Source organism: Duganella sp. P38 (assembly GCF_050859475.1).
Classification (GTDB): domain Bacteria; phylum Pseudomonadota; class Gammaproteobacteria; order Burkholderiales; family Burkholderiaceae_D; genus Rugamonas.
Window position 1 is genome coordinate 2,053,205 of the sequence record NZ_CP193936.1, and the last position, 26,682, is coordinate 2,079,886.

At 61.1% G+C, this 26,682-nt stretch carries 18 protein-coding genes, 2 tRNA genes, 3 rRNA genes and 1 pseudogene; 8 read left to right on the top strand and 16 right to left on the bottom strand.

The features are described 5' to 3' along the window. Positions 1–219: 219 nt before the first annotated feature. Entirely contained in the window at positions 220–1,305 is a 1,086-nt protein-coding gene (locus ACRQ5J_RS09405) for a porin (protein WP_432382854.1), read from the top strand. A gap of 6 nt (positions 1,306–1,311) precedes the next feature. On the opposite strand, the gene ACRQ5J_RS09410 is transcribed toward ACRQ5J_RS09405, so the two are convergent. From ACRQ5J_RS09410 to ACRQ5J_RS09420, 3 genes are all read right to left on the bottom strand, one after another. Further along, entirely contained in the window at positions 1,312–2,469 is a 1,158-nt protein-coding gene (locus ACRQ5J_RS09410; RefSeq protein WP_432382855.1) for a PAS domain S-box protein, read from the bottom strand. Positions 2,470–2,537: 68 nt separating this feature from the next. Beyond that, entirely contained in the window at positions 2,538–3,308 is a 771-nt protein-coding gene (locus ACRQ5J_RS09415) for a LytR/AlgR family response regulator transcription factor (RefSeq protein WP_432382857.1), read from the bottom strand. A gap of 57 nt (positions 3,309–3,365) precedes the next feature. Further along, positions 3,366–4,691, bottom strand: coding sequence for a sensor histidine kinase (locus ACRQ5J_RS09420; protein WP_432382859.1), 1,326 nt, complete (start codon positions 4,689–4,691; stop codon positions 3,366–3,368). A 536-nt stretch (positions 4,692–5,227) separates the two neighbouring features. Between ACRQ5J_RS09420 and ACRQ5J_RS09425 the strand changes: the two genes are divergently transcribed. The 6 genes from ACRQ5J_RS09425 (at position 5,228) to ACRQ5J_RS09450 (ending at position 11,349) form a co-directional block, all read left to right on the top strand. Further along, a 16S ribosomal RNA gene (locus tag ACRQ5J_RS09425) occupies positions 5,228–6,761 on the top strand. A 61-nt stretch (positions 6,762–6,822) separates the two neighbouring features. Beyond that, positions 6,823–6,899: transfer RNA gene (locus ACRQ5J_RS09430), tRNA-Ile, on the top strand. A gap of 7 nt (positions 6,900–6,906) precedes the next feature. Beyond that, positions 6,907–6,982: transfer RNA gene (locus tag ACRQ5J_RS09435), tRNA-Ala, on the top strand. A 169-nt stretch (positions 6,983–7,151) separates the two neighbouring features. Next, positions 7,152–10,022, top strand: a 23S ribosomal RNA gene (locus ACRQ5J_RS09440). 158 nt (positions 10,023–10,180) lie between these two features. Continuing rightward, positions 10,181–10,293 (top strand): 5S ribosomal RNA (gene rrf / locus ACRQ5J_RS09445). Together the 16S, 23S and 5S rRNA genes with 2 tRNA genes alongside form the textbook arrangement of a ribosomal RNA operon. A gap of 120 nt (positions 10,294–10,413) precedes the next feature. Continuing rightward, positions 10,414–11,349: an exopolyphosphatase gene (locus ACRQ5J_RS09450; RefSeq protein ID WP_432382861.1), complete on the top strand. Its 936-nt coding sequence runs from the start codon at positions 10,414–10,416 to the stop codon at positions 11,347–11,349. Positions 11,350–11,449: 100 nt separating this feature from the next. Here the strand turns inward: ACRQ5J_RS09450 and ACRQ5J_RS09455 are convergent, their stop codons facing one another. Next, entirely contained in the window at positions 11,450–12,706 is a 1,257-nt protein-coding gene (locus tag ACRQ5J_RS09455) for a nitronate monooxygenase (RefSeq protein WP_432382863.1), read from the bottom strand. A gap of 139 nt (positions 12,707–12,845) precedes the next feature. Next, positions 12,846–13,331, bottom strand: coding sequence for a YajQ family cyclic di-GMP-binding protein (locus ACRQ5J_RS09460; protein ID WP_432382865.1), 486 nt, complete (start codon positions 13,329–13,331; stop codon positions 12,846–12,848). A 155-nt stretch (positions 13,332–13,486) separates the two neighbouring features. Here ACRQ5J_RS09460 and murB point away from each other — a divergent pair. Then, positions 13,487–14,505, top strand: a pseudogene (gene murB, locus ACRQ5J_RS09465) (UDP-N-acetylmuramate dehydrogenase). 99 nt (positions 14,506–14,604) lie between these two features. Here murB and ACRQ5J_RS09470 read toward each other — a convergent pair. The 11 genes from ACRQ5J_RS09470 to ACRQ5J_RS09520 form a co-directional block, all read right to left on the bottom strand. Beyond that, positions 14,605–15,525 (bottom strand): sensor domain-containing diguanylate cyclase, encoded by a 921-nt coding sequence (locus ACRQ5J_RS09470; protein ID WP_432382867.1) that lies wholly within the window; start codon positions 15,523–15,525, stop codon positions 14,605–14,607. A gap of 165 nt (positions 15,526–15,690) precedes the next feature. Next, positions 15,691–16,005, bottom strand: coding sequence for a pyrimidine/purine nucleoside phosphorylase (locus ACRQ5J_RS09475; protein WP_432382869.1), 315 nt, complete (start codon positions 16,003–16,005; stop codon positions 15,691–15,693). A gap of 13 nt (positions 16,006–16,018) precedes the next feature. Beyond that, positions 16,019–17,065 (bottom strand): diguanylate cyclase, encoded by a 1,047-nt coding sequence (locus ACRQ5J_RS09480; protein WP_432382871.1) that lies wholly within the window; start codon positions 17,063–17,065, stop codon positions 16,019–16,021. Positions 17,066–17,080: 15 nt separating this feature from the next. Further along, complete coding sequence (gene cheB, locus ACRQ5J_RS09485; RefSeq protein WP_432382873.1) at positions 17,081–18,124, bottom strand: chemotaxis-specific protein-glutamate methyltransferase CheB; 1,044 nt, start codon at positions 18,122–18,124, stop codon at positions 17,081–17,083. Beyond that, complete coding sequence (locus tag ACRQ5J_RS09490) at positions 18,121–19,848, bottom strand: hybrid sensor histidine kinase/response regulator (protein WP_432382875.1); 1,728 nt, start codon at positions 19,846–19,848, stop codon at positions 18,121–18,123. The genes cheB and ACRQ5J_RS09490 overlap by 4 nt, the downstream gene beginning before the upstream one ends. Beyond that, entirely contained in the window at positions 19,845–20,489 is a 645-nt protein-coding gene (locus tag ACRQ5J_RS09495) for an Hpt domain-containing protein (protein ID WP_432382878.1), read from the bottom strand. The genes ACRQ5J_RS09490 and ACRQ5J_RS09495 overlap by 4 nt, the downstream gene beginning before the upstream one ends. Beyond that, positions 20,486–21,169, bottom strand: a complete 684-nt coding sequence (locus tag ACRQ5J_RS09500) for a chemotaxis protein CheW (RefSeq protein WP_432382880.1) — start codon at positions 21,167–21,169, stop codon at positions 20,486–20,488. The genes ACRQ5J_RS09495 and ACRQ5J_RS09500 overlap by 4 nt, the downstream gene beginning before the upstream one ends. A 12-nt stretch (positions 21,170–21,181) precedes the next feature. Next, positions 21,182–22,456 (bottom strand): CheR family methyltransferase, encoded by a 1,275-nt coding sequence (locus ACRQ5J_RS09505; RefSeq protein ID WP_432382882.1) that lies wholly within the window; start codon positions 22,454–22,456, stop codon positions 21,182–21,184. Next, positions 22,453–22,911, bottom strand: coding sequence for a chemotaxis protein CheW (locus ACRQ5J_RS09510; protein ID WP_432382884.1), 459 nt, complete (start codon positions 22,909–22,911; stop codon positions 22,453–22,455). The genes ACRQ5J_RS09505 and ACRQ5J_RS09510 overlap by 4 nt, the downstream gene beginning before the upstream one ends. 12 nt (positions 22,912–22,923) lie before the next feature. Then, entirely contained in the window at positions 22,924–24,741 is a 1,818-nt protein-coding gene (locus ACRQ5J_RS09515) for a methyl-accepting chemotaxis protein (protein ID WP_432382886.1), read from the bottom strand. 70 nt (positions 24,742–24,811) lie between these two features. Then, on the bottom strand, positions 24,812–26,605 hold the full coding sequence (locus ACRQ5J_RS09520; protein ID WP_432382888.1) for a methyl-accepting chemotaxis protein: 1,794 nt from the start codon (positions 26,603–26,605) through the stop codon (positions 24,812–24,814). Between the last annotated feature and the right edge of the window lie 77 nt (positions 26,606–26,682).

A 26,682-nucleotide genomic window follows, 5' to 3' on the forward strand; every position in this document is an offset into this window, starting at 1 on the left:
TTTCACGCGGCTTTTTTACGTCGCTCCCGCGCAGGCGGGAGCCCATTCCGAGTTTGATTAGCCAGCGTTCCATGGATTCCCGCCTGCGCGGGAATGACGCTGGGTGATGCTGATTTACAACAAATTAGTGTTGTCACATTGTTGAAGTAATTGATAGGCATGATTCCCGCCGTGGATTCAACACGCAGACCTTCTTCAACCTAAAGTAGAGAATATCAAGTGAAAAAACTTACTCTGGCAGCACTGATCATCGGCGGCTTCGCTGCACAAGCCCAAGCGCAATCGAACGTCACGATCTACGGCCTGGTGGACGCCGGCATCGTCAGCGAGCGCGGCGGCGTGAATGGCTCCGTGACCAAGGTCACCAGCGGTATCGGCGGTCAATCGCGTCTGGGCTTCCGTGGCACGGAAGACCTGGGCAACGGCCTGTCGGCGATCTTCCAACTGGAAACCGGCTTTAAGGCCGACGACGGCTCGCTGGACACCGCCAACTCGATCTTCAACCGTCAAGCCTTCGTTGGCCTGAAATCCAAAGACGCCGGCCAGATCACCATCGGCCGCCAGTACACCATGCTGTACAACGCGCAAAGCCAGGTCGCCGACCCGTTCGGCGCAGGCTACGCCGGTTCGATCAAGAATCTGTTCCCATCGGCTGGCGCCAACACCCGCGTGAGCAACGCCATTGTCTACGCCACCCCAACCATGGGCGGCTTCAGCGCCGAAGCCCTGTACGCGCTGGGCGAGCAAGCCGGCAGCTCGACCGCCGGCCGCCAGTTCGGCTTCGGCCTGAACTACGCCCAAGGCCCGCTGAACGCGCGCCTGGTGTACAACAACAAGAACAACGACACCGCCGCAGTCGGCGCCACCCCGGCTAAAAACCAGGACACCGGCCGCAACACCATGTTCGCCGCCAACTACGACTTCAAGGCCATCAAGGTCTACTTCGCGTACAGCGCCGACAAGGGTGTGAACAGCGCCCAGATCCCGGTGGCCAACGCCTACGGCTACGCCGTCGCGCCTAAAGCCAGCACCGACAGCAACGACATCCTGATCGGCGCGCAGATCCCTGCGGGCAACGGCTACTTCATGACCTCGTACATCCGCAAGGACGACAAGACCGCCAACAACCAGGACGCCAACCAGTTCGCGCTGGGCTACCTGTACTCGCTGTCGAAGCGTACCGGCGCCTATGTTACCTACGCCAAGATCAAGAACAAGAACGGCGCCGGCTACACCGTTGGTAACAACAACGAAGCTGGTAGCGGCGACAAGGCCTTCAACGTCGGCATCCGTCACGCCTTCTAAGCGGGCTTAGGCGGTTTCCGGCGGCGGCAGCGGCAGGCGGATCATGATCCGCGTGCCGCCGTCGCTGACGATGGCGATATCGCCGTGCAGTGCCCAGACGCGCTCGCGCATCCCGATCAGGCCGAAGGACGATGCCTTGTCCATATCCTTTTCGGCGATACCGCGGCCGTCATCATGTATCGTCACGTGCAGGGTCGTATCCTTGCGATACAGTGACAGCGCCACCTTGCGCGCTTCCGCGTGGCGGGCGATGTTGGTCAGCGCCTCCTGCACGATGCGGAAGATGGCGGTGCTGTAGACGTCATCCAGTATCAGCTCCTCCTCACTGGCGTCCAGCGTCGACGCAATATTGTTGCGCTCGACGAACTCATGGCGCAGGCTTTCCAGCGCAAAATACAAACCGCCTTCATCGAGCGCGCGCGGCCGCAGGTTGCCGGCGATGCGTCGCAGCGAGCTGATGGCCGACATCAGCAGCTCATCCATGCCGGCCTGCAGCTTGCGCGCGGCGGCGCTGTTGCCGCCCTGGCGTTGCAGCAGCGCCAGGTCGCCGCGCAACGTCGCCAGCAACTGGCCGAGATCGTCGTGCAGCTCGCGTGCGATGTGCTTGCGTTCCTCCTCGCGGATGGTCTGCAGGGCCGCCGACAGCTCGCGCAGCTGCGAATACGACTGTTCCAGCTGTTCCTGCACCTGCTTGCGCTCGGTAATGTCGCGCAGAATGATGGTGTAGATGCGTCCGCCATTTTCGCTTAGCGAGGAAATCGTGCCTTCCAGCGGGAAGTGCTGGCCGCTGGCCTTGAGGCCGGTCACCGCGTAGTCGCTGGTGCGCCGTCCTTTCATGCGCATACGGATGCCGGTGTCGCCGAAATACTGCGCGGCGCCGTTGTCGCTGTGCTGGCGCTGGTCGCGCGGGATGTAGTGGTGCAAGGGCGCGCCCTGCATTGCCCGCACCGTGGTGCCGAACATGGCGGCGGCGGACGGGTTGACCTGCAGGATATGCTGCTGCTCGTCGGTGGAGATGATGGCGTCGGTGGCGTGCTGGATGATGCCGCGGCTGCGCTTGGCGGCCGATGCGCTGTGGGCGCAGGACCAGCCCATGCGCCAGGACAGGCGGCTGGTCAGGGCCAGCGCCAAAAGTGGCAGCACGGAGGAGGTGAGGCGGCTCATGGGCGACTCCTTGCGGCCGAGGGCCGCGTGGAATCACACTAAACCGGAAGCGGATGAGGTAATTTGATCTACATCTGCTTGAACAGATGCAGGAAGCTGCGGCTCACTTCCAGCTTGTCGTTGCGGCCCTTGATCATCACCAGGTGGCGGCCGCGGATATCGCGCGTCACGCCTTCGATGGCGTTGACATTGACCAGCGTGGCGCGGTGGATCTGCCAGAACAGCGCCGGGTCCAGTTCGTCGGCCAGGTCGCGCACCGGCTTGCGGATCAGTGCTTCGTATTTTTCAGTCTGCACGCAGGTGTACTTCTCGTCGGAGCGGAAGAACAGGATTTCCTCGACCGGAATCATGCGCAGGTCCTGGCCGATGCTGGCCTGAATCCATTGCAGGTGGGCCGGCTTGGGCGCGGCGATCTTCTCGCTGAGCTGGGCCAGCATGGCGGTCACGGTCGAGCTGATGTCGGGGGCGGCGCTGGCCGGCTTGTCCAGCCGGGCCTTGAGGCGGTCGACGGTGATTTGCAGGCGCTCCGGCTCGGGCGGTTTCAGCACATAGTCGATGGCGCCGCGCTCGAACGCTTCCACCGCGTAGGCGTCGTAGGCGGTGACGAACACGATATTGCTCTTGTTGCCGATGACGCTGGCCGCTTCCATGCCGGTCTTGCCCGGCATGCGGATGTCGAGGAAGGTGAAGTCCGGCTTGAGCTGGTCGACCAGTTCGATGGCTTCGTCGCCATTTTTGGCTTCGCCGATAATGTCGAGCTCAGGCCAGACCTGGGCCAGGCGCATGCGCAATTGGTCGCGCATTAAACGTTCGTCATCTGCAATGATTGCTGTAGGCATGGTGCGGGTGTGTAAGGTTGTTTAAATTATTATTCATCGAATTGCAGTAATAAGCAATCAACTTGATTTTTTCGCCAACGCGTAGGGCACTTCGATGGTGCAGATCACGCCGCTCGGGCTGTTGGCGGCGATAAGCAACTGGCCCTGGTCGCCATGCAGCAGCTTCAGGCGCTCGCGGATGTTCGACAGACCCAGGCCGGTACCGTCGCTCGGCTTGGCGCCGAAGCCGAGGCCGTCGTCGGCGACGATCACGCGCAGCTTGTTGTGGGCGACGTCGGCGCGCACCTTCAGCGTGCCGCCCTCCGGCTTGCCTTCGAGGCCGTGCTTGATGGCGTTTTCCACCATCGACTGCAACATCATCGGCGGGAAGGCGGCGGTGCGCAGGCCTTCGGGGATGTCGAAATCGACGGTCAGGCGCTCTTCCATGCGCATTTTGAGCAGATTCAGGTAGGCTTCGACCATATCGGCTTCGCGGCCCAGGTTGGTGATCAGCGCGGTGTCGCGCATCTGCGGCAGCACCGCGCGCAGGTATTTGATCAGGCTGCGCTGCATGGCCGAGGCGCGCGGCGGGTCGGTTTCGATCAGGTGCTCGACCGAGGCCAGCGTGTTGAACAGGAAGTGCGGCTCGACTTGCGCCTGCATCATCTGCATCTTGGCTTCGCTCAGCTGGCGCTGCATGGATTCGCGCTCGGCGGCGGCGTTGGCAGTCTGGGTTTCGGCTTCGGCGCGTTTCTTGCCGCCCATCAGCGCCTTGGTGCCGAACAGGGCCAGCACCAGCAGCGTGATGAAACTCTTGAACCAGGTCGAAGCCTGGCCGTGGTAGCGCGCCACCTTTTGCTCGGCTGCATCGTCGACCGCCTCTTCAATTGCGTTGGACAGCTCCTCGCCGATCTGCGGCGGCAGGTCGATGTGCACCTCTTCGCCCGGCAGCGAGGGCAGGGACGGGATGGAGGCGGCGCCGGCTTTGCCGGACTTGGCCGGGGTGGCGGGCGCTTCCGGCGCCTCGGCGGCGGCCGGCACTTCGGGCGTTTCCGGTGTTTCCGGCGCCGCCGGGGCTTCCGAGCCGGCGCTCGGGTCGGCCTCTTCGGTATTCTTGCGGATTTTGCCGCGCTGGCTGAAGTGGATCCCGCTGTCGTCGATGCGGATATTGGTATCGTTGCCTTTGCGCTTGCTCATGCGCGCGTTTTCTATCTCTTCCTGCATCGGATTGGACGAGAACAGCTCGTCCTGCAGGATGGAGCCGGCGATCAGCATCAGGATCGCAAACACCAGGAATTTCCACCATGACAGCTGGGTGACCCAGGTGGCGACGGCGTCAAAGCCGCGATGCAGCATGCTGGCGGCAGTCTTCAGGGTGTCTTGCACTTTAGGCGTAGGAAACATGAACGGCTTTCACTCTTAACATGATGCAAGTGTAACGAGCGATGCCGCTAAGCGCCATGCGCGTGCGACAGTCTGCAAAAAACGGCGCCTGGACGGTAGTCATTCCCGCGAAGGCGGGAATCCATAGACAGCATCCACCGGCCGCGCTGGCTGACACTCAGCATGGATTCCCGCCTGCGCGGGAATGACGTAGAAAAACGACCGGGAAGGTATTTGCGCGGTAGCCACTTGCCAAAGTGAATTCCGCTTGCTATAGTTCTGTCCCTCGCAAGACAACGCAGACGCTGAAAAGCGAAACGAAGAAAGCGAGGGGTTGACGAGATAAATCAAGTGCTTCATAATCTCGCTTCTGTGCTGATGAACACAACGCTTCAACAGCAGCAACACGGATCTTTAAGAATTTACAGTCGATAAATGTGGGCGTTTGATGCTGCAACAAAAAGCATTAAATGCTCAACAAGAAATAACACAGTAGTAATACTGTCAGTATTTTGAGTGAGCGAACCATGGTCAGCAATGACCATCAAACAGAGATTAAACTAAAGAGTTTGATCCTGGCTCAGATTGAACGCTGGCGGCATGCCTTACACATGCAAGTCGAACGGCAGCACGGAGCTTGCTCTGGTGGCGAGTGGCGAACGGGTGAGTAATATATCGGAACGTACCCAGGAGTGGGGGATAACGTAGCGAAAGTTACGCTAATACCGCATACGTCCTAAGGGAGAAAGTGGGGGACCGCCTTGGCGGCCTCATGCTCGTGGAGCGGCCGATATCTGATTAGCTAGTTGGTGGGGTAAAGGCCCACCAAGGCATCGATCAGTAGCTGGTCTGAGAGGACGACCAGCCACACTGGAACTGAGACACGGTCCAGACTCCTACGGGAGGCAGCAGTGGGGAATTTTGGACAATGGGGGCAACCCTGATCCAGCAATGCCGCGTGAGTGAAGAAGGCCTTCGGGTTGTAAAGCTCTTTTGTCAGGGAAGAAAAGGCTGCGGCTAATATCTGCGGCTCATGACGGTACCTGAAGAATAAGCACCGGCTAACTACGTGCCAGCAGCCGCGGTAATACGTAGGGTGCAAGCGTTAATCGGAATTACTGGGCGTAAAGCGTGCGCAGGCGGTTTTGTAAGACTGATGTGAAATCCCCGGGCTCAACCTGGGAATGGCATTGGTGACTGCAAGGCTAGAGTTTGGCAGAGGGGGTAGAATTCCACGTGTAGCAGTGAAATGCGTAGATATGTGGAGGAACACCGATGGCGAAGGCAGCCCCCTGGGTCAAAACTGACGCTCATGCACGAAAGCGTGGGGAGCAAACAGGATTAGATACCCTGGTAGTCCACGCCCTAAACGATGTCTACTAGTTGTCGGGTCTTAATTGACTTGGTAACGCAGCTAACGCGTGAAGTAGACCGCCTGGGGAGTACGGTCGCAAGATTAAAACTCAAAGGAATTGACGGGGACCCGCACAAGCGGTGGATGATGTGGATTAATTCGATGCAACGCGAAAAACCTTACCTACCCTTGACATGGATGGAATCCTTGAGAGATTGAGGAGTGCCCGAAAGGGAACCATTACACAGGTGCTGCATGGCTGTCGTCAGCTCGTGTCGTGAGATGTTGGGTTAAGTCCCGCAACGAGCGCAACCCTTGTCATTAGTTGCTACGCAAGAGCACTCTAATGAGACTGCCGGTGACAAACCGGAGGAAGGTGGGGATGACGTCAAGTCCTCATGGCCCTTATGGGTAGGGCTTCACACGTCATACAATGGTACATACAGAGGGCCGCCAACCCGCGAGGGGGAGCTAATCCCAGAAAGTGTATCGTAGTCCGGATTGTAGTCTGCAACTCGACTGCATGAAGTTGGAATCGCTAGTAATCGCGGATCAGCATGTCGCGGTGAATACGTTCCCGGGTCTTGTACACACCGCCCGTCACACCATGGGAGCGGGTTTTACCAGAAGTAGGTAGCTTAACCGCAAGGAGGGCGCTTACCACGGTAGGATTCGTGACTGGGGTGAAGTCGTAACAAGGTAGCCGTATCGGAAGGTGCGGCTGGATCACCTCCTTTCTAGAGTTTGCTTCATTAAGCGCTCACACTTATCGACTGTAAGAGATTAGAGAACAGCATAGGGTCTGTAGCTCAGCTGGTTAGAGCACCGTGTTGATAACGCGGGGGTCGTTGGTTCGAGCCCAACCAGACCCACCAAGACATTGGGGGATTAGCTCAGCTGGGAGAGCACCTGCTTTGCAAGCAGGGGGTCGTCGGTTCGATCCCGTCATCCTCCACCACTTACTGTTTTTACGTAAGCAGCAGTGTTTAGGTAAAAGTAGTACCGTTCTTTAACAATCTGGAAGAAGTAAAGTTTTATTTAAGCGTGTAGAAATACACACTTAGGGTAGTAAAACTCATCATCACAATAGTAGTAAATGCTTAGAACTATAGCCGTCAAGGTTATAGGGACAAGTGAATAAGTGCACATGGCGGATGCCTTGGCGATTACAGGCGATGAAGGACGTAGTAGCTTGCGATAAGCTGCGGGGAGCTAGCAAACAAGCTTTGATCCGCAGATTTCCGAATGGGGAAACCCGGCCCTCTGGGTCATCACCCACTGAATACATAGGTGTGTGAAGCGAACGCGGCGAACTGAAACATCTAAGTAGCTGCAGGAAAATAAATCAACCGAGATTCCCAAAGTAGTGGCGAGCGAAATGGGAAGAGCCTGTACGTGATAGTCGGACTGATAGTGGAATGCTCTGGAAATGGCAGCCATAGCGGGTGATAGCCCCGTACACGAAATCAGACCGGTGGTACTAAGCGTACGACAAGTAGGGCGGGACACGAGAAATCCTGTCTGAAGATGGGGGGACCATCCTCCAAGGCTAAATACTCGTAATCGACCGATAGTGAACCAGTACCGTGAGGGAAAGGCGAAAAGAACCCCGGGAGGGGAGTGAAATAGATCCTGAAACCGTGTGCATACAAACAGTAGGAGCCTCGCAAGGGGTGACTGCGTACCTTTTGTATAATGGGTCAGCGACTTACATTCAGTGGCAAGGTTAACCGGATAGGGAAGCCGTAGAGAAATCGAGTCCGAACAGGGCGATAGTCGCTGGGTGTAGACCCGAAACCAAGTGATCTACTCATGGCCAGGATGAAGGTGCGGTAACACGCACTGGAGGTCCGAACCCACTAATGTTGAAAAATTAGGGGATGAGCTGTGGGTAGGGGTGAAAGGCTAAACAAACTTGGAAATAGCTGGTTCTCTCCGAAAACTATTTAGGTAGTGCCTCAAGTATCACCATCGGGGGTAGAGCACTGTTATGGCTAGGGGGTCATCGCGACTTACCAAACCATTGCAAACTCCGAATACCGATGAGTGCGAGCTTGGGAGACAGACGTCGGGTGCTAACGTCCGGCGTCAAGAGGGAAACAACCCAGACCGCCAGCTAAGGTCCCAAAGATTGGCTAAGTGGAAAACGAAGTGGGAAGGCTAAAACAGTCAGGATGTTGGCTTAGAAGCAGCCATCATTTAAAGAAAGCGTAATAGCTCACTGATCGAGTCGTCCTGCGCGGAAGATGTAACGGGGCTAAGCCAGTCACCGAAGCTGCGGATATCCGCAAGGATATGGTAGGAGAGCGTTCTGTAAGCCTGCGAAGGTGTCTTGTAAAGGATGCTGGAGGTATCAGAAGTGCGAATGCTGACATGAGTAGCGATAATGGGGGTGAAAAGCCCCCACGCCGTAAGCCCAAGGTTTCCTGTTCAACGTTCATCGGAGCAGGGTGAGTCGGCCCCTAAGGCGAGGCAGAGATGCGTAGCTGATGGGAAGCAGGTTAATATTCCTGCACCGTCGTATGATGCGATGGGGGGACGGATCGCGGAAGGTTGTCTGACTGTTGGAATAGTCAGTTTCTGCTTCATAGAAGGTGCTTAGGCAAATCCGGGCACGTAATTCAAGGGAGTGGGACGAGTGAACTTGTTCACGTAGCAATCGGAAGTGGTTCCAAGAAAAGCCTCTAAGCTTCAGTCATACGAGACCGTACCGCAAACCGACACAGGTGGGCGAGATGAGTATTCTAAGGCGCTTGAGAGAACTCGGGAGAAGGAACTCGGCAAATTGGTACCGTAACTTCGGGAAAAGGTACGCCTCGGTAGCTTGGTCACTTTACTGTGATAGGGCGAAAAGGTTGCAATAAAATGGTGGCTGCGACTGTTTAATAAAAACACAGCACTCTGCAAACACGAAAGTGGACGTATAGGGTGTGACGCCTGCCCGGTGCTGGAAGATTAAATGATGGGGTGCAAGCTCTTGATTGAAGTCCCAGTAAACGGCGGCCGTAACTATAACGGTCCTAAGGTAGCGAAATTCCTTGTCGGGTAAGTTCCGACCTGCACGAATGGCGTAACGATGGCCACACTGTCTCCTCCCGAGACTCAGCGAAGTTGAAGTGTTTGTGATGATGCAATCTACCCGCGGCTAGACGGAAAGACCCCATGAACCTTTACTGTAGCTTTGCATTGGACTTTGAATCAATCTGTGTAGGATAGGTGGGAGGCTTTGAAGTAGGGACGCCAGTTCCTATGGAGCCATCCTTGAAATACCACCCTGGTTCATTTGAGGTTCTAACCTTGGCCCGTTATCCGGGTCGGGGACAGTGCATGGTAGGCAGTTTGACTGGGGCGGTCTCCTCCTAAAGTGTAACGGAGGAGTTCGAAGGTACGCTAGGTACGGTCGGACATCGTGCTAATAGTGCAATGGCATAAGCGTGCTTAACTGCGAGACCGACAAGTCGAGCAGGTACGAAAGTAGGACATAGTGATCCGGTGGTTCTGTATGGAAGGGCCATCGCTCAACGGATAAAAGGTACTCTGGGGATAACAGGCTGATTCCTCCCAAGAGTTCATATCGACGGGGAGTTTGGCACCTCGATGTCGGCTCATCACATCCTGGGGCTGTAGCCGGTCCCAAGGGTATGGCTGTTCGCCATTTAAAGTGGTACGTGAGCTGGGTTTAAAACGTCGTGAGACAGTTTGGTCCCTATCTGCCGTGGGCGTTGGAAATTTGAAGGGGGCTGCTCCTAGTACGAGAGGACCGGAGTGGACAGACCTCTGGTGTACCGGTTGTCACGCCAGTGGCATTGCCGGGTAGCTAAGTCTGGAAGAGATAACCGCTGAAAGCATCTAAGCGGGAAACTTGCCTTAAGATGAGATTTCCCAGAGCCTTGAGCTCTTTGAAGGGTCGTTCGAGACCAGGACGTTGATAGGTCAGGTGTGGAAGTGCAGTAATGCATTAAGCTAACTGATACTAATTGCCCGTACGGCTTGTCCCTATAACCTTGACGGTTATACGCATTTACTATGATGGTGAGTGCTACTCTGATAAAACGAAATTGGGTTCCCGCCTGCGCGGGAACGACGACGCATCGTCGTCCCCGCGAAGGCGGGGACCCATCACACCTTACTTCTTCCCGATTGTTCCCAGTCAAAGCTTGATGACCATAGTAAGTCGGTCCCACCCCTTCCCATCCCGAACAGGACCGTGAAACGACTCTACGCCGATGATAGTGCTGCAACCAGTGTGAAAGTAGGTTATCGTCAAGCTAGTTATTAAGTGAGAAGGCCCGGTCTGTGACCGGGCCTTTTTGCGTTTACAGCACTTCCGGTTGTATGATGGGTGATCGCCATGCGGCGGCCCTGTTCAACCTACGAGAGGTGCGATCCATGTCTGAAGCGAAGAAATATCGTCTGGTTACCCGTAGCGATTTTGACGGCCTGGTTTGCGCCGTGCTGTTGAAGCATCTGGACATGATCGACGAGATCCTGTTCGTTCACCCGAAGGACATGCAGGACGGAAAAATCACGATCACCGACCGTGACATCACTACCAATTTGCCGTATGTGGCTGGCGCGCACCTGGCCTTTGACCACCACCTGTCCGAAACCATCCGCAACACCGGCGAACGCAAGAACCATGTGATTCATCCTGAGGCGCCGTCGGCCGCGCGCGTTGTGTACGACTATTACGGCGGCCTGAAAGCATTCCCGGCCTCGTGGAACGAGATGATGGCGGCGGTCGACAAGGGCGACGCAGCACGCTTCAACGAGCAGGAAGTGTTGAATCCGGAAGGCTGGGACTTGCTGAACTTCCTGATGGACGCGCGTACCGGCCTGGGCCGCTTCCGCGAGTTCCGCATCTCCAACTACAACCTGATGATGGACCTCATCGATTACTGCAAGGACCATACGATCGGGCAGATCATGGAGCTGCCGGACGTGAAGGAGCGCAAGGAACTGTATTTCGAGCACGCCGAGAAGTGCAAGGACCAGATCCGCCGCTGCGCCACCGTGCACAAGAACCTGGTGGTGCTGGACCTGCGCGATGAGGAGATCATCTTTGCCGGCAACCGCTTCATCGTTTACGCGCTATTCCCTGAGACGAATATCTCGATCCACGTGCTGTGGGGGCTGAAGAACCAGAATACCGTGTTTGCCACCGGTAAATCGATTCTTAACCGCACGTCTAAAACCAATATCGGCGCGCTGATGCTGGAATACGGCGGTGGCGGGCATGAGAATGCCGGCACCTGCCAGGTGGATAATGAACGGGCGGAGGAAGTGTTGGGAGCTTTGATCCACCGGATCAATTCCGATGGCTGAGATACCCCGTCATTCCCGCGGAGGCGGGAATCCATGCTGAGTTGGCTATTCGCTGGCGCTATGGATTCCCGCCTTCGCGGGAATGACGGGGGACGAGGTGTTACGCTTCGCGTTCGGGCATCGCGATCTGGTTGTCAACGCTGAACTGGTAGTCCTTGAACACATGCTCCGCGGTCAGCAACTGGTACTCGCCGTCAGCCTTCCTGAACGACGTATCCTTCAGCTTGTAGGTGTAGTGGCCGCAGGTCCAGCAGTTGAAGTTGCGCATGTGGGTGCACAGGCAGGTCTTGTCCATCACCACCACGTTCTTCTGTTCAGGATGCGCTTCCACCTCGCGGTTATACGAGTTGATGTAGGCGCAGTTGCCGTTGGCGTCCAGCAGGTAGCCGTAGGATTCGCAGCCCGGACGGATGCCGGAACCGATCGCCGGCGTGTTCTTCAGCATGCGCATCGGGTAGCCGGTCGGCGACACGCCGTTGACGATCACGTCTTCTTCCGATGCCTTGAAGTATTCCTGCTTGACCTTGTCCGGCAGGCCGCATTCCTTGGTGACGGTGAAGCGCGTGGCCACCTGCACCCCGGCCGCGCCCGCTTCCAGGAAGCTGACCGCGTCCGAACCGGTGAAGATGCCGCCGGCGGCGATCAGCGGAATGTCCAGCTTCTCTTCCTTGAAGTAGGCCAGCAGCTCCTTGGTGATGGTCATCAGGTCGTAGTCCTTCCAGTCCTCCAGGCCGAAGCCGAGGTGGCCGCCGGCCAGCGGGCCTTCGACGATGACGAAGTCCGGCAGGCGGTTCAGCTTGGCGTTCTTGCGCAGGAAGATTTGCAGCGCGCGCACCGACGAGACGATGATGCCCAGCTTGGCTTCGCGGAAGCGCGGGTGGTCGGCCATCAGCGCGAACGAGCCGAAGTGCAGGCCGGCCGACAAGGTGATGCCGTCGATGCCGGCGTCCAGCGCCGCGTTCAAACGGGTGCGCAACGTTTCGCGCGGGCCGTTCATGGTCAGCTTTTCCATGCAGTTGACGAAGATCAGGCCAGGGCCTTGCTTGGCCTTCATGGTGGCGCCGATGTGCAGGCGCTGCGCTTCGGCCAGGCGCTCCAGGTCGAACTGGACAATGGACTTGTCCATATTGTTGATGTTGTGCTTGTAGAGCCTGGTCTTGTCCTTGACGAAGCTGGTATCGAACTTGCGGTCGGACACGTCTTCCACCATGGCATCGGAAATGTGGCCGATGCCGCCCAGGCGGGCCGCTTCCAGTGCCAGTTCAGAGGTCGAGATATCGACACCCATTCCGCCGATCATGATGGGCACATATTCTTCATTGCCAAATCGCAGGCGGAAATCATCAACACGTTTCATTGCTATCCTTAGACTACCGAGGTTATTTGCGGTCGCGCGGCAGTACGCACAATCGGAGCGCCGATTTATTCTACTCCATGTGTACTACAGCTAGATGACGGGCGCGGCATGCAGAACCGCCGCGCGCGGCGGACGAGTATTAGTCGCGGAAGTTGTTGAATTCCAGCGGCAGGTCGGTCGCTTCCTTGCGCAGCAGCGCCATGGCCGCCTGCAGGTCGTCGCGCTTGGCGCCGGTGACGCGCACCGACTCGCCCTGGATCGCCGCCTGCACCTTCATCTTGCTGTCCTTGATGATGCGCACGATTTTCTTGGCGGCATCGGACTCGATACCGTTCTTGACCTTGATAACCTGGCGCACTTTGTCGCCGCCAATTTTCTTGATGTCGCCGTCTTCGAGGAAGCGCACGTCGACCTTGCGCTTGCCCAGTTTGCCGATCAGCACATCACGCACTTGTTGCAGCTGGAAATCGGAATCGGCGGTCACGGTCAGTTCGCGTTCTTTCTGTTCGACGGCGGCGCCGGTGCCCTTGAAGTCAAAGCGCGTGCCGATCTCCTTTTGAGATTGCTCGACGGCATTCTTCACTTCGATCATATCGGCTTCCAAAACTACATCAAACGACGGCATAACTATTTCCTTTTTCGTGTGGCACGCGGCGACCAGAATCTCGCCGCATCAAAGACTGCCATTTTAACGGACAACCGGCGATTCGCCGCCATATCGGCGCTGGTTTTTTACTTGTTTGGCTCTATAATCGATCAAATTTTTTGCTTATTCCCCTCATGTCCTCGCCGATTCCTGTTCTACATCAATTTTCGCTGCAATCCCTGAATACTTTCGGCATCGCCGCAACGGCCCGCGCGTATTTGCGTGTGACCAAAAAAGAGCAACTGCTCGGCTTTTATGCTGATGGCGCTTGGCTTACTTTGCCGAAGCTGATTCTGGGCGGCGGCTCGAATGTGCTGCTGACGGGCGATTTCGATGGCATGGTTTTGCATATCGGCCTGGAGGGGAAAGAGCTGGTCGGTGGCAATGAACAGCAGCACTTCGTGCGTGCGGCGGCCGGCGAAAACTGGCATGCGTTCGTGCAGTGGACGATCGCGCAGGGGCTCGGGGGCTGGAAAACCTGTCGCTGATTCCCGGCACCGTCGGCGCCGCGCCGATCCAGAATATCGGCGCATACGGGCTGGAAATCAAGGACGTTTTCCATAGCGTGACGGTGTTCGATCCGGCGACCGGCGAGACGCGCGTGATGGATGGCGCGGCGTGCCGCTTCGGCTACCGCGACAGCGTGTTCAAACACGAAGGCCGCCATCTGATCATTCTCGACGTGACCTTCGCGTTGCCGAAGCAATGGACGCCCAATCTGCGCTACGCCGAGCTGGCGGCGGAGCCGGGCATGGCGGCGCAGCCAACGCCGCGCCAGGTGGCCGACGCGGTGATTGCCATCCGCCGCCGCAAGCTGCCCGACCCGGCGGTGATCGGCAATGCCGGCAGCTTCTTCAAGAATCCCGTGGTGCCGGAGGCGCAATGCGCGGCGCTGCTGGAACGCTTCCCGAATCTGGTGCATCACGCGCAGGCGGACGGCACGGAGAAGCTGGCGGCGGGCTGGTTGATCGATCAGTGCGGGTGGAAGGGCAGGAATCTCGGCGCGGCTGGTGTCTATTCGAAGCAGGCGCTGGTGCTGGTGAATAACGGCGGCGCGACCGGGGCGGATGTGGTGGCGCTGGCGCGCGCGATTCAGGCCGATGTGCAGGCGCGCTTTGGTGTGCTGCTGGAGCCGGAGCCGGTGTTCGTCTAACCCCCGTCATTCCGCAGCGGCGGACCGCCGCGCAGGCGGGAATCCATGCTGAGGCTGCGCTGCCGTTCTATGGATTCCCGCCTGCGCGGGAATGACGGGTCAGGGGCGGGCGGCCTGGACCAGCTCGATCGCGGTGCGCGCGTCTTCCGGATACAGCGAGCTGCCGGTGTGGCAGGCGGCGCGCAAGGCGGCGTCGCTGATGCCGGGCAACGGTTCGCCCGTCACCGACAGGCTGATGCGATGCAGCTGGCTGGTGACGATCGAACGCCGCGAGGCCATGTTGAGGATCACAGCGAATTCGTCGTGCCCGATGCGCGCCACCAGGTCGCCGGCGCGGCATTCGCGCTCGATGCGGCGTGAGATATCGGCCAGCGCTTCCGGCAGCGAGTCGATGCCGTGAATGCGCACCACCGCCACGCCCAGGTGCGCGCTGCCGGCCAGCCTGGCCTGCAGCTGTTCGTAGAAGAAGGAACGGTTGGCGGTGCCGCTGGCTTCATCCATGGTCATGCGCTGCCGCAGCACATTCGGGCCTTCCTGCGTGGCGCGCTGCATCAGCATCGCCGTCATGTTCGCCAGCAGCGCGGCGATCTGTTCCTCGCTGTCATTGAACGCGCGCGGCTCCTTCCACACCAGCTTCATAACGGCGATGGCTTCATCGCCGGCGATCAGCGGCACAATCACCATCGCCCGCAGACCGACCTTGCGGCAGGCCTCGCGGTTGACGCGGTCGTCGGTTTCGCTGTCGCTGCACAGCGCCGGGGTGCGGCTGGTGAGCACGCGGCCCGACAGGCTGTTCGCCACCGGCATGCGCAGGCCGAGCTGCGCCTCGGCGATGCCGCTGGCGGAGCGGTAGACGATGGAGTCGTCCTCCAACAGTTCGACCACAGCGCCATCGGCGCCCGTCAGTTCCACCGCCTTGGCCGAGGCGGCGTCCATGACCGCGCTGAGGTCATTGCCCAGGCCGACCAGCTGCACCTGGGCTTCGATGATCGCGAGTAGCTTGTGTGAAGGTATGTTCATAGCCGTAAAAAAGCAGCCCTTGGCCGCTCAACAATCAAGCACCGTCGTTCCCGCGCAGGCGCGAACCCATGGAGCGCCCGATGGCAGACGCGGCATGGATTCCCGCTTTCGCGGGAATGACGTGGCTTGGCTGAGCGGCAGCAAGACCTTGGTCTGCTTTTCAGTTTAGCCGAAATGGCAAACGTAATCGAGGATTTCCACCGTTTCGATATCGAACTTGCTGTTGCCCGCCACCTTGAACTGCTGGCCGGCGCCGAAGGTTTGCCATTCGCTGGCGCCGTCGAAGCGCACCTTGCACACGCCGCTGGTGATTTCCATGATCTCCGGCGCATCGGTGTTGAAGGTCAGGCTCGATGGGAAGATGACGCCCAGCGTCTTCTTGCTGCCGTCGGCCAGGATGACGGTGTGCGACACGCATTTGCCGCCAAAGTAGATATTCGATTTTTTAACGACGCTGACTTGATCGATTTGAGCACGCATGCTGCTGTTTTCCTTAGTTCGATGAGGTGGGACCGGCCACGCTTTCCGCGCTGACGACGCGGTTGCGGCCACCGCTTTTCGCGGCGTACAGGGCACGGTCGGCTTGCCGGATCAGCTCTTCGGCCGACGACGCCGGCGACGGCACCACGCTGGCCACGCCGATCGACATGGTCACGCAGGACAGTTCCGTGGTTGCCTGCGGATTTTCAATCGCGAGCTGCTCCAGGTGGCGGCGGCACGACTCGGCCACGATCATGGCTCCAGTCAGCGGTGTCTCCGGCAGGATAATGGCGAATTCCTCGCCGCCGTAGCGCGCGGCCAGGTCGGCCGGGCGCTTGAGGTGTTCAGTGAGGACAGCCGCCACCTTCTTCAGGCACAAATCGCCGGCGAGGTGGCCGAAGCTGTCGTTATACAGTTTGAAGAAATCGACGTCGCACATCAGCAGCGTCAATGGCTTCTTGTCGCGCTGGCCGCGCTGCCATTCGATGCGCATGGTGTCGTCGAAGCGGCGGCGGTTGGCAATGCCGGTCAGGCCGTCGAGCGCGGCCAGCTTTTGCAGTTCGATGTTGGCGTCGGCCAGCTGCTTCTGGCTCTCGCGCAGGAAGCGGAAGGCCTGGTCGCGCTGCAGGCGGCTGATGTGGGCGCCGGAGTGGTAGCGCACCCGCGCCAGCAGTTCCAGCTTGTCGGGCAGCTTGACCATGTAGTCGTTGGCGCCGGTGCCGAAGCTGTGCGCCTTCAGCTTCGGGTCTTCCTTGGCCGACAGCACGATCACCGGCACGTGGCGCAGGCTTTCCTCGGCGCGGTACTGGGCGATCTGGCCGAAGCCGTCGATGGCCGGCATCACCAGGTCCTGCAGGATCACCGTCGGCTGCAGTTGCAGCGCCGTCTCCAGCGACCTGGTGGCGTCGGTCACATAGTGGAATTCGATATCCGGCTGGTCGCTCAGCATGCGCCGCACCGCTTCGACGATGATCAACTGGTCGTCGACCAGCAGCACGCGTACTTTGAAAGTGGGGAGGCCCGGTTCTTGATCTGCTGCGATTACTTGTGCTTCGGACATCAGGTTTCCATTCAGTTATTGGCTACGTCCGCCAAGGGTGCTGCGCAAGACCGGTCCGATCTTCGCCAGCGGTAAAATCATCTGCGCCGCATCCAGCTCCGCCGCCGCGCGCGGCATGCCATACACCGCGCTGCTGGCCTGGTCCTGGGCGATGGTGGTCTGGCCGGCCTTGCGCATGGCCAGCAGCCCCTCGGCGCCGTCGCGCCCCATGCCGGTCAGCAGAACGCCGATTGCCTCGCCTTTCCAGTGCTGCGCCACACAATGGAAGAATACGTCCACCGACGGCCGGTAGGCATAGTCCTTTGGGTGGATATCGTAACGCAAGCGCAGGTTTTGATCCAGCGTGAGGTGATCGTTGCTCTTGGCGATAAGGACCGTGCCGGCCACCAGCTCATCGCCTTCCTCGGCGGCGCGCACCGGCATGTCGAGTTGCTCGCCAAGCCAGCGGGCGAAGTTGTCGGCGAAGTGCTGGTCGATGTGCTGCACCACGACGATGGCGCAGCCGCGCGGCGCCTTCCAGCCGGCCAGCAGCTTCGAGACCGCCACCGGGCCGCCGGTGGAGGCGCCGATGGCCAGCAGCGACGTGACTTTTTCCTGGCTGGGCGTGTCGGCGCCGCCGTTGCCGTTGTTGGCGGCGGTCTTGGGCAGCATGGCCTGGTTGCCGCCGCTGTGGCGTATCAGCTTGTCCATGGTGCGGATCTTGGCCAGCAGTTCGGCGTCGCCGCCTGGCTGGCCTTGCAGCACCGGCGTGGCGGTGACGTCGAGCGCGCCGGCGCCCAGCGCGCGGAACACCTGGTTGACGTTGTCCTGCGGCCGGCCGGTCACCACCAGAATGGCGCACGGGCTTTGCTCCATGATCTGGCGCGTCGCCTCGACGCCGTCCAGCTCCGGCATGTTCAGGTCCATCAGGATCAGGTCGGGGCGGTTTTCCGCCGACATGCGCACCGCCTCCGCGCCCGTGCGGGCAATCCACAGCACCTGGTGCTCGGCGGTGCTGGCGACCACGCGCCGCAGCGCTTCTGCTGCCATGGCGACATCGTTGGCGATGGCGATCTTCATCTACGGGCGTCCCCAATCAGGTCACTGACCGCGTCCAGCAGCGTCTCGTCGTGGAAACTGCCCTTGGTCAGATAGTAGTCGGCGCCTGCCGAGAGGCCGCGCGCGCGGTCTTCGGGGCGATCTTTGTAAGAGACTATCATGACTGGAAGCTTGTGAAGATGTATATCTTTCTTAATCAAGGTTACTAGTTCGATGCCGTCCATGCGCGGCATGTCGACGTCGGTGATGACCAAGTCGTACTCGCCGCTGCGCACCACGTTCCAGCCGTCGATGCCGTCGATGGCGATGTCGACCAGGAAGCCCCGGCTTGACAGCAGCTTGCGCTCCATTTCGCGCACGGTGAGCGAATCGTCCACCACCAGGATGCGCTTGGTCTTGCGCCGCTCGGCGGCGTCGGACTTGGCCAGTTGGTGCAGGCCGCCCTCGTGCAGCAGCTTGTCGATCGATAGCAACAGGTCGGGCACGTCGAGGATCAGCACCGGATCGCCGTTGTCGAGCAGGGCGGCGGCCGAGATGTCGCGCATCTTGCCGAAGATCGGGTCGATCGCCTGCACCGCCAGGCTTTGTTCGCCGAGGATGGCGTCCACCACCAGCGCGTAGCGGCGCGCGCCGGCGCCGATGACCACCACCGGCAGCTCGGCGCCTTCGGCGTTGGTGTCGCCCAGTTCTAGCACTTGCGAGGCCGAGACCAGGCCCAGATGCTCGCCGCCAAAGTCGAAGAACTGCTTGTTCTCCAGCGTGTGGATGGCGTTCTGCGGCACCTTCAGCACGCGTTCGACCTGCACGATGGGCACGGCGTAGGCTTCGCCCTTGACGTCGACCACCAGCGCGCGCACGATCGATTGCGTCAGCGGCAGCGTGATGTAGGTGCGGAAGCCGACACCGAATTCGGATTCGATGCGCACCGTGCCGTTCTGCGAACGGATGGTTTCATGGACGATGTCCAGGCCGACGCCGCGGCCTGAGATTTCGGTGATGTTGTCCTTCAGGCTGAAGGCGGGCAGGAACAGGAACTCCAGCAGCTCCGCCTGCGACATCGAAGTGGCCATCTGCGACGGCGCCATTTTGCGTTCGATGACGCGGGCGCGGATTTTCTCGATGTTGACCCCTTTGCCGTCGTCGCTGATTTCAATACTCAGCATGCCGGCGCGGTGCCTGGCTTCAAGCACGATGGTGCCGGTGCCTGGCTTGCCCATGGCGATGCGGTCGGCGGCGCTGTCCATGCCGTGATCGATGGCGTTGCGCAGCATGTGGTTCAGCGGGCTTTCGATCTTGGCCAGGATGTCGCGGTCGACCAGCGTGTCTTCGCCGATGATGTGCAGCTGCACGTCCTTGCCGAGATTGCGCGAGAGGTCGCGCACCATGCGCGGGAAGTGCTGCACGCCGTCGCGGAAAGGGCGCATGCGCATGGTGAGCACTTCGTCGACCATGCTTTGCGAGACGCCCAGCAGGCGGCGTTCGTAGGCTTCGATGTCGGCGATATGCTCCAGCACGAACTGCTTGAGCGGGTGCGTCTTTTGCAGGGCGAGCAGGGATTTTTCCTTGAGGACGGGATCGTCGCTGTTGGAGATCGCTTCGTGCAGCTGTTCGATGACCGAGAACAGGCTGCTCTGGTTGCGCTTGAAGCGCTGCAGGTCTTGCACGAAGGGGTGCATCTGGTGGGCGTTGATGCGCGATTCGCTGGCCAGCGATAGCAGCTTGTCGAAATTTTGCGCGTGCTTCATGGGCGCCGGGGCGCGGCGTTCGTGGGCGTCGTCGGGGGCGGGTGGGGCGGCGGAGGATGTGGGCGGGACGGCGGAGGATGCGGGCGAGGGCGCGGACGATGCACCAGCAGCCGGCGCCTCCCCGTCGTTCCCGCGCAGGCGGGAATCCATGCTTTGCGCGCTTTCAGGCGCTCCATGGGTTCCCGCCTGCGCGGGAACGACGGGGGCAGGCTGACAGGCTCCGGCAGGAAGGCGATGGTGCTGATCGCATCCATCGTCTTCCTGATTTGCCCGCCATTGGCGGCCAGCCACGCCTCCACCTCGCTGTCCTTCAGGCGCGACAGCTGCAAAATCAGATCCACGCCCGCCAGCAGCACATCCACGCGGTTGGGCGTCAACGCCAGCTTGCCGTTCTGCGCGGCGATGAACGCGTCCTCCATGCCGTGCGCCAGCTGCACCACCACCTCAAGCCCGACGATGGCCGCCGCGCCCTTGATCGAGTGCGCCGCGCGCATCATCGACTCCACCGCGCTGGCGTCGTCCTTCAGCCGCTCCATCGCCAGCAGGCCGTCGGTCAGAATCTGCGTCTGGCTATCGGCCTCCATGCGGAACAGGTCCAGCATGGAGAACTGGCTCAGGTCTCCGTTGTTATCCACGCTCATCGCAGGGTTCTCGCAAGTTGGTAGCCGATCAGCGCTTCGTCCAGCATGCCGATGCGCATGTCGCCATGCGTGATTACGCCGGTGAGGAAACGGGACAAGCCCTTGTTGATGGTGGCCGCCGGCGCCTGTACCGTGGCGGCGGCGTAGCGCAGGATGCCATGCAGGTCGGCCACCGGCAGTGCGTAGGCCTGGGCTTCCCATTGCGTCAGCAGCAGGCGCGCGAAGGTGTGGCGGTTGGTCGCGGCTTCGCCCTCGCTGTCGTCGATGCCCAGCAGCTCGGCCAGCGACATGCACGGATACAGCGTGCCGCCGACATTGACGATGCCGCTCAAGCCGCGCGAGGCGCGGTGCGGCAGCCGGTGCGGCCTGGCGGTCGGCGCCACCGAAACAAACATCCGGGTCGGCAGCGACAGCCATTCGCGGCCGATGCGGAACACCGGGCAGGAGGCGTCCTGCTGCTGGGTGTCGCTGGCGGCCTGGCGGAAGTGGGCGGCCCATTCCTTCTTGTAGTCGTCGCCGACGGGCCGCTGCAGGTTCTGCTGCGCGGCGTTGGCATAGACCTCGCAGTTGCGGCAGTGGACAGCCTGCTCCAGCTTCTCGCAACTCTGGTCGCCATTGACGCCGATAACGTTCCAGCAGTCCTGGACGTCGACGGTGGCGGGGGAGGTGGTTGTGCTCATGGTTTAGCGTCTTCAGGATGCTTGCTGGCGTTTGTAGATGCGGGCGGCGCGCGCCTTGAGCGCGGCGGCGCCGCTGGCGTCGTTGTTGGCTTCCGCCAGCAGCGCCAGGTGGCACAGCGCCTCGTAGTGGTCGGGTTGCAGGTAGATGCAGCGCTTCCAGTAATCCTCCGCCATCTTCGGCTTGCTGGTCAGCTCATTCAGCAGGCCGAGGATGAAATAGGCTTCGGCCGATTCCGGGTGATGGGCCAGATGGTCGCGGCAGTGCTTTTCCGCCGCCTTGACGTCGCCCAGGTCGGCCAGGCGGCGCGCGTCGGCCAGCAGGTTGGCGCCGATGGCTGGCGTGGGCGTTGGCGCGGCGGCAGGGCGGGCTGCAGGGGCGGCGCGGCCGCGTGCCAGCGCGGCAGAAGCCGGCGGCAGCGATGGCGGCGAGGCGGTCCGGCGCGCGGCGCCGGGCGGCGCCTTGAGCGCGGCGCGCGGCGCATGCGCCGGCCTGGCGGATGGCCGGGGCGGGGCGGCTGTCTCTTTCAGCAGCCCGAACGCCTGGTTGTATTGCAAAGGCGTGAAGCCGTTGGCGCAGAACGACGGCACTTCGGCGTAGCCGGCGAACAGTTGGCCGTCGTCGGCCAGCAGCGCGCGCAGCTTGGCGATGGCGGCCCTGGTGGTTGGCTTGTCGAAGTAGATCAGCAGGTTACGGCAGAACACCACGTCGTAGTAGCCGGCGCGCGCGGCCAGGTCGAACTCCAGCAGGTTGCCCTGCTTGAAGCGCACCTGCTTGCGGATATCGTCCTTGACGCGGTAGTCGCCGTCGCCGGCGCTGGTGAAGTGCAGGTCGCGGAACGCCAGGTCCTGCGCGCGGAAGGCGTTGCGGCCGTAGATGCCGCTCTGCGCGCGCGCCACGCACGTCGGGCTGATGTCAAAGGCGTCCACCATGAAGTGATCCGGCGGTATGCCGGCGTCGGTCAGCACCATGGCGATGGTGTATGGCTCCTCGCCGCCGGCGCACGGTATCGACAGCACGCGCAGCAGCCGGGCGGGATCGGCGGCCAGCCGCGCGCGCAGGAATTCGCTCATGGCGGCAAAGGCCTGGGCGTCGCGGTAAAACCACGATTCCGGCACCACCACCAGCTCCACCAGCGCGGTCATTTCGGCCGGCGTCATTTGCTTCAGGTAGGCGTCCGGATCGCTCACTGCGGTCTGCGCCATGCGGTTCTTGATGGCGCGGTCGACCACCGACTTCGACAGATTCAGGCCGGTGGCTTCGCGCAGCAGCGACTGGGCCGGCGTCATGTTGGCGTCCCGTCACGCTGGAACAGCAGCGCGCGCAGCCCGGCCGGCAGCAACTGTGACAGTTCCACCAGTTGCAGCATGCCGTGCGCGCCGCTGGCCACCTGGCCGAGGAAGGGCGCGGCCAGCACGCCGCTATCGATCAGCTGCTCGTCGCGCACCTCCTGCACGCCCAGCACGCGCTCGGCGCGCAGGCCCAGCTGGTGGTGCGCGCCTTCCGGCGTGACGTAATTGGCGACGATGATGCGGGTGTCGAAATGATCGGCGCCGCTGGGCAGGCCGGCGGCGCGGCACAAGTCGATCACCGGCACCGAGGCGCCGTGCAGGTCCATCAGGCCGGCCACGCTGTCCGGCGCCAGCGGCAGCTGCTTCAGTTCCAGCAGCGGCAGCACGCGCACCACATCGCGCAGGCGCAGGCCGTAACGGTCGGCGCCGATGTGGAAGACGAGGAGCTTCATCGCGCGCCCCGCTTACACCGCCACGGCGAAATTGGCGACGCTGGTTTGCAGGTCGCCGGCGGCGTACTGCAACTGGTGCACCGCCTCGCTGGTGGCCTTCAGCGACTCCACCGTCTGCTGGGTGGCGTCGTTCAGCTGCATCATGGTGGCGGCGATCTGCTCCGCGCCCACGGCCTGCGACTGCATCCCTTGCAGCACCACGTCGAACTGCGGCGCCAGTTTCTGCACCTGGTCCATCACGCCCGACAGCTGGTCGGTGACCTGCCGCACCTCGCCGACGCTGCGGCGGATCTCTTCGGAGAATTTGTCCATGCCCATCACGCTGGCCGACACCGCCGACTGCATCTCCTTCAGCATCTGCTCGATGTCCCAGGTCGATACCGAGGTCTGGTCGGCCAGGCGGCGGATTTCGGTGGCCACCACCGAGAAACCGCGTCCCGCCTCGCCGGCTTTCTCGGCTTCGATGGCGGCGTTCAGCGACAGGATGTTGGTCTGGTCGGCCACCTTGGTAATGGTGATCAGCACACTGTTGATGTTGGAGGCTTTCTCCGACAGCGCCGCCAGCTTGGCGTTGATCGAGTCGGTGGCGGAAACCATGTGCTGCATGGTGCTGTCCATGCGGCGCAGGTTGTTCTGCGCGTCGGCGGTGGCGCTGGTGGTGTAGTCGGCAACGGCGGTCGCTTCTTCCATCGTCTTCAGCAGCTGCGAGGTGTTGGCCGAGATTTCCTTGGTGGTGCTGAGGATCTCCACGCTGGTTTGCGCCTGTTCGATGCCGGTGGCTTCCTGCTGCTTGGCCGAGGCGGCGATTTCGGTGGCCGAAGTGGTGACCTGGATGCCGGCCTTCTGCACATTGTTCAGCAGGCCGCGCAGGTTGTCGAACATGCGGTCCAGGCCTTGCGCCAGCTTGCCAATGGCGTCGTCGCCGTGGACGTCGATCTGGCCGGTCAGGTCGCCCGACGCGGCTTTCGACACCACGCCCAGCAGCGAATCGACCTTGGCGCGCAGCGCGTTGGTGGCGGCCAGCTCGTTGGCCTGGCTGTCCTGGATAGCCTGCGCCATGCGGTTGAATTCCACCGACACCTCGCCCAGTTCATCGGCCGACAGCACTTCCGCGCGCGCCGACTGGTCGCCGGCGGCGATGCGGCTGACCGCCTGCGTCAGGTTGTTCAGCGGCGACAGCAGCGCGCGCACCAGCAGCCAGGCGATGCCGATCGACAGCACCACGCACACCACGCCGCCGCCGGAGATGATCATGCGCATGGTTTCCTGCAGCCGCTCGGAAGCTTTCGAGCGTTCGGCCAGCAGGCGCTTCTCCTCGTCCGCCGCGTCGTTCATGAATTTGTAGATGGCGCCGATGGCCGAGTTGCTGGTGCTGGCCAGCTGCGGCGTGCGGCCCATGGTGTCGGCGGCGCCGGGCTTGTCGCCCAGCTCCTGGCGCATCTTCAGCTGCGATTCGATCACTTCCAGGCTCCACACCTTGATCATGTCTTCCAGCTTCTTGAAGCGCTCCACCTGCACCGGATTGTCGGCCGTGAGCTTTTGCAGTTCGGCGATGGAGGCCGGCAGGTCGTCGCGTTCCTTGATGGTGCGCTCCAGCCGTTGCTGCGAGCCGGTGAGGTAGTAGCCGCGCGCTTCCACCTGCACTTGCAGCAGGTCGTTGCGCAGCACGTCGATGGCCTGGATCACATCCATCGTATGACGGTCCCACGCATTGGCTTCGGACAGGCTGCTGAAACGGTTGTAGGCAATCGACAGCAGCACCAGGATGATGGCAAGGATGGCGCTAAAACCGAGGTACAGCTTGTTCTTGATGCTCAAGTCTTTAAACATTTTATCTCCAGGGCTGGCGGGTACCAGGTTGCGACTGCCATTGTCCCATACCGGCTGTTGTTGTGGTGTTTCAGGTCACTACCGAGAACGAGGCGACGCTGGTCTGCAAACCGCCGGCCGCATACTGCAGCTGGTGCACCGCCTCGCTGGTCGATTTCAGCGATTCCACGGTTTGCTGGGTGGCCTCGTTCAACTGCATCATGGTTTCGTTGATCTGGGCAGCGCCGACGGCTTGGGACTGCATGCCCTGTAGTACCTGGTCGAACTGCGGCGCCAGTTTCTGTACCTGGTCCATCACGCCGGACAGTTGATTGGTCACCTGGCGCACTTCGCCGACGCTGCGGCGGATCTCTTCGGAGAATTTGTCCATCCCCATCACGCTGGCGGAGACGGCGGACTGCATTTCCTTGAGCATTTGTTCGATGTCCCAGGTGGAGACGGAGGTCTGGTCTGCCAGCCTGCGGATTTCCGTGGCCACGACCGAGAAGCCGCGTCCCGCCTCGCCGGCCTTTTCGGCCTCGATGGCGGCGTTCAGCGACAGGATGTTGGTCTGGTCGGCCACCTTGGTGATTGTAATCAGAACGCTGTTGATATTGCTAGCCTTTTCGGAGAGGGCTGCCAGCTTGGCGTTGATCGAGTCGGTCGCCGTCACCATGTTCCGCATGGTGCCGTCCATGCGTTGCAGGTTGCCCTGGGCGTCGGCGGTGGCGTGGGTGGTGTAGTCGGCCACGCTGGTGGCGTCCTCCATGGTCTTGACCAGCTCCGCGATATTGGCCGAGATTTCCTTGGTGGTGGCGAGAATCTCCACGCTGGTCTGGGCCTGTTCGACGCCGGTAGCCTCCTGCTGTTTGGCCGAGGCGGCGATCTCGGTGGCCGAGGTGGTGACCTGGATGCCGGCCTTCTGCACGTCGTTCAGCAGCGTGCGCAGATTGTCGAACATGCGATCCAGTCCTTCGGCCAGCTGGCCGATGGCGTCGTCGCCATGCACACCGACCTTGCCGGTCAGGTCGCCGGCGGCGGCCTTCGACACCACGCCAAGCAGCGTATCGACCTTGGACTTGAGCAGGTTGGCGGCCGCCAGCTCCTTGTCCTGGCTTTGCTGGATGGTTTGCGCCATCAGGTTGAAATCGTTCGACATCTGGCCCAGCTCATCGCGCGAGGTCACTTCCACGCGCGCGCCTTGCTCGCCGTGGGCAATGCGGTCCACCACCGCCGCCAGGCGGCTGATCGGATCGCCCAGCGCCTTCAGCAGGATGGCGCCGACGATCAGCGCCATCACCGTGCACACGCCGCCGCCCAGCACCAGCAGCAGCATCATGGCCTCCGACAGGCCGGCCGTGTTGCGCGTGCGCTCGGCCAGCAGGCGGCTTTCCTCGTCGGTGATTTCCTTGATCATGGCGCGCGCATCGGCGATGGTGCGGCTGCCAACCCGCACCTCGTCGGCGCTGACGGCCTGCGCGCCGGCGCCGCGCTTTTCCAGCTGCGGGTTGATCACCTTGTTGAGCCAGTCGTTGACAAAAGGCGTGAGCTTGCGCAGGCGCGCCTGCTGGGTGGGATTGTCCGCGGTGAGCCTGCTGATTTCGGCCAGGTGGCGGCGCAGGATGTCTTCCTCGCTGCTGACGCGCTGGATGGCCGAGGCGTCGCCGGTCAACAGGTAGCCGCGCGTGGAGCTCTGGATCTGCACCATGGCCGTTTCGATCTGGTTCGCTTCCAGCAGCACCTGCATGGTGTGCAGGTCCCAGCCGCTGGCGGCCGACAGTTTGGTGAAATTGGTGTAGGCCATCGTCAGCAGCAGGACGATCAGGGCGACGATGAGCCCGAAGCCGCTGGCGAGTTTTTTCTTGATACTGAGGTGCTTCAGCATGGGCGCTCCACTCATGATCAGGACGTGGAGCCAATGTATCAAAAAAACGCCGCTCAGCGAGCGGCGTGTCGTTCCCG

Excerpts from the sequence above, each read along its gene's own strand:
- ACRQ5J_RS09410 (WP_432382855.1), bottom strand. The coding sequence starts at position 2,469 with ATGAGCCGCCTCACCTCCTCCGTGCTGCCACTTTTGGCGCTGGCCCTG.
- ACRQ5J_RS09415 (WP_432382857.1), bottom strand. The coding sequence starts at position 3,308 with ATGCCTACAGCAATCATTGCAGATGACGAACGTTTAATGCGCGACCAA.
- ACRQ5J_RS09420 (WP_432382859.1), bottom strand. The coding sequence starts at position 4,691 with ATGTTTCCTACGCCTAAAGTGCAAGACACCCTGAAGACTGCCGCCAGC.
- ACRQ5J_RS09450 (WP_432382861.1), top strand. The coding sequence starts at position 10,414 with ATGTCTGAAGCGAAGAAATATCGTCTGGTTACCCGTAGCGATTTTGAC.
- ACRQ5J_RS09455 (WP_432382863.1), bottom strand. The coding sequence starts at position 12,706 with ATGAAACGTGTTGATGATTTCCGCCTGCGATTTGGCAATGAAGAATAT.
- ACRQ5J_RS09460 (WP_432382865.1), bottom strand. The coding sequence starts at position 13,331 with ATGCCGTCGTTTGATGTAGTTTTGGAAGCCGATATGATCGAAGTGAAG.
- ACRQ5J_RS09470 (WP_432382867.1), bottom strand. The coding sequence starts at position 15,525 with ATGAACATACCTTCACACAAGCTACTCGCGATCATCGAAGCCCAGGTG.
- ACRQ5J_RS09475 (WP_432382869.1), bottom strand. The coding sequence starts at position 16,005 with ATGCGTGCTCAAATCGATCAAGTCAGCGTCGTTAAAAAATCGAATATC.
- ACRQ5J_RS09480 (WP_432382871.1), bottom strand. The coding sequence starts at position 17,065 with ATGTCCGAAGCACAAGTAATCGCAGCAGATCAAGAACCGGGCCTCCCC.
- cheB (WP_432382873.1), bottom strand. The coding sequence starts at position 18,124 with ATGAAGATCGCCATCGCCAACGATGTCGCCATGGCAGCAGAAGCGCTG.
- ACRQ5J_RS09490 (WP_432382875.1), bottom strand. The coding sequence starts at position 19,848 with ATGAAGCACGCGCAAAATTTCGACAAGCTGCTATCGCTGGCCAGCGAA.
- ACRQ5J_RS09495 (WP_432382878.1), bottom strand. The coding sequence starts at position 20,489 with ATGAGCGTGGATAACAACGGAGACCTGAGCCAGTTCTCCATGCTGGAC.
- ACRQ5J_RS09500 (WP_432382880.1), bottom strand. The coding sequence starts at position 21,169 with ATGAGCACAACCACCTCCCCCGCCACCGTCGACGTCCAGGACTGCTGG.
- ACRQ5J_RS09505 (WP_432382882.1), bottom strand. The coding sequence starts at position 22,456 with ATGACGCCGGCCCAGTCGCTGCTGCGCGAAGCCACCGGCCTGAATCTG.
- ACRQ5J_RS09510 (WP_432382884.1), bottom strand. The coding sequence starts at position 22,911 with ATGAAGCTCCTCGTCTTCCACATCGGCGCCGACCGTTACGGCCTGCGC.
- ACRQ5J_RS09515 (WP_432382886.1), bottom strand. The coding sequence starts at position 24,741 with ATGTTTAAAGACTTGAGCATCAAGAACAAGCTGTACCTCGGTTTTAGC.
- ACRQ5J_RS09520 (WP_432382888.1), bottom strand. The coding sequence starts at position 26,605 with ATGCTGAAGCACCTCAGTATCAAGAAAAAACTCGCCAGCGGCTTCGGG.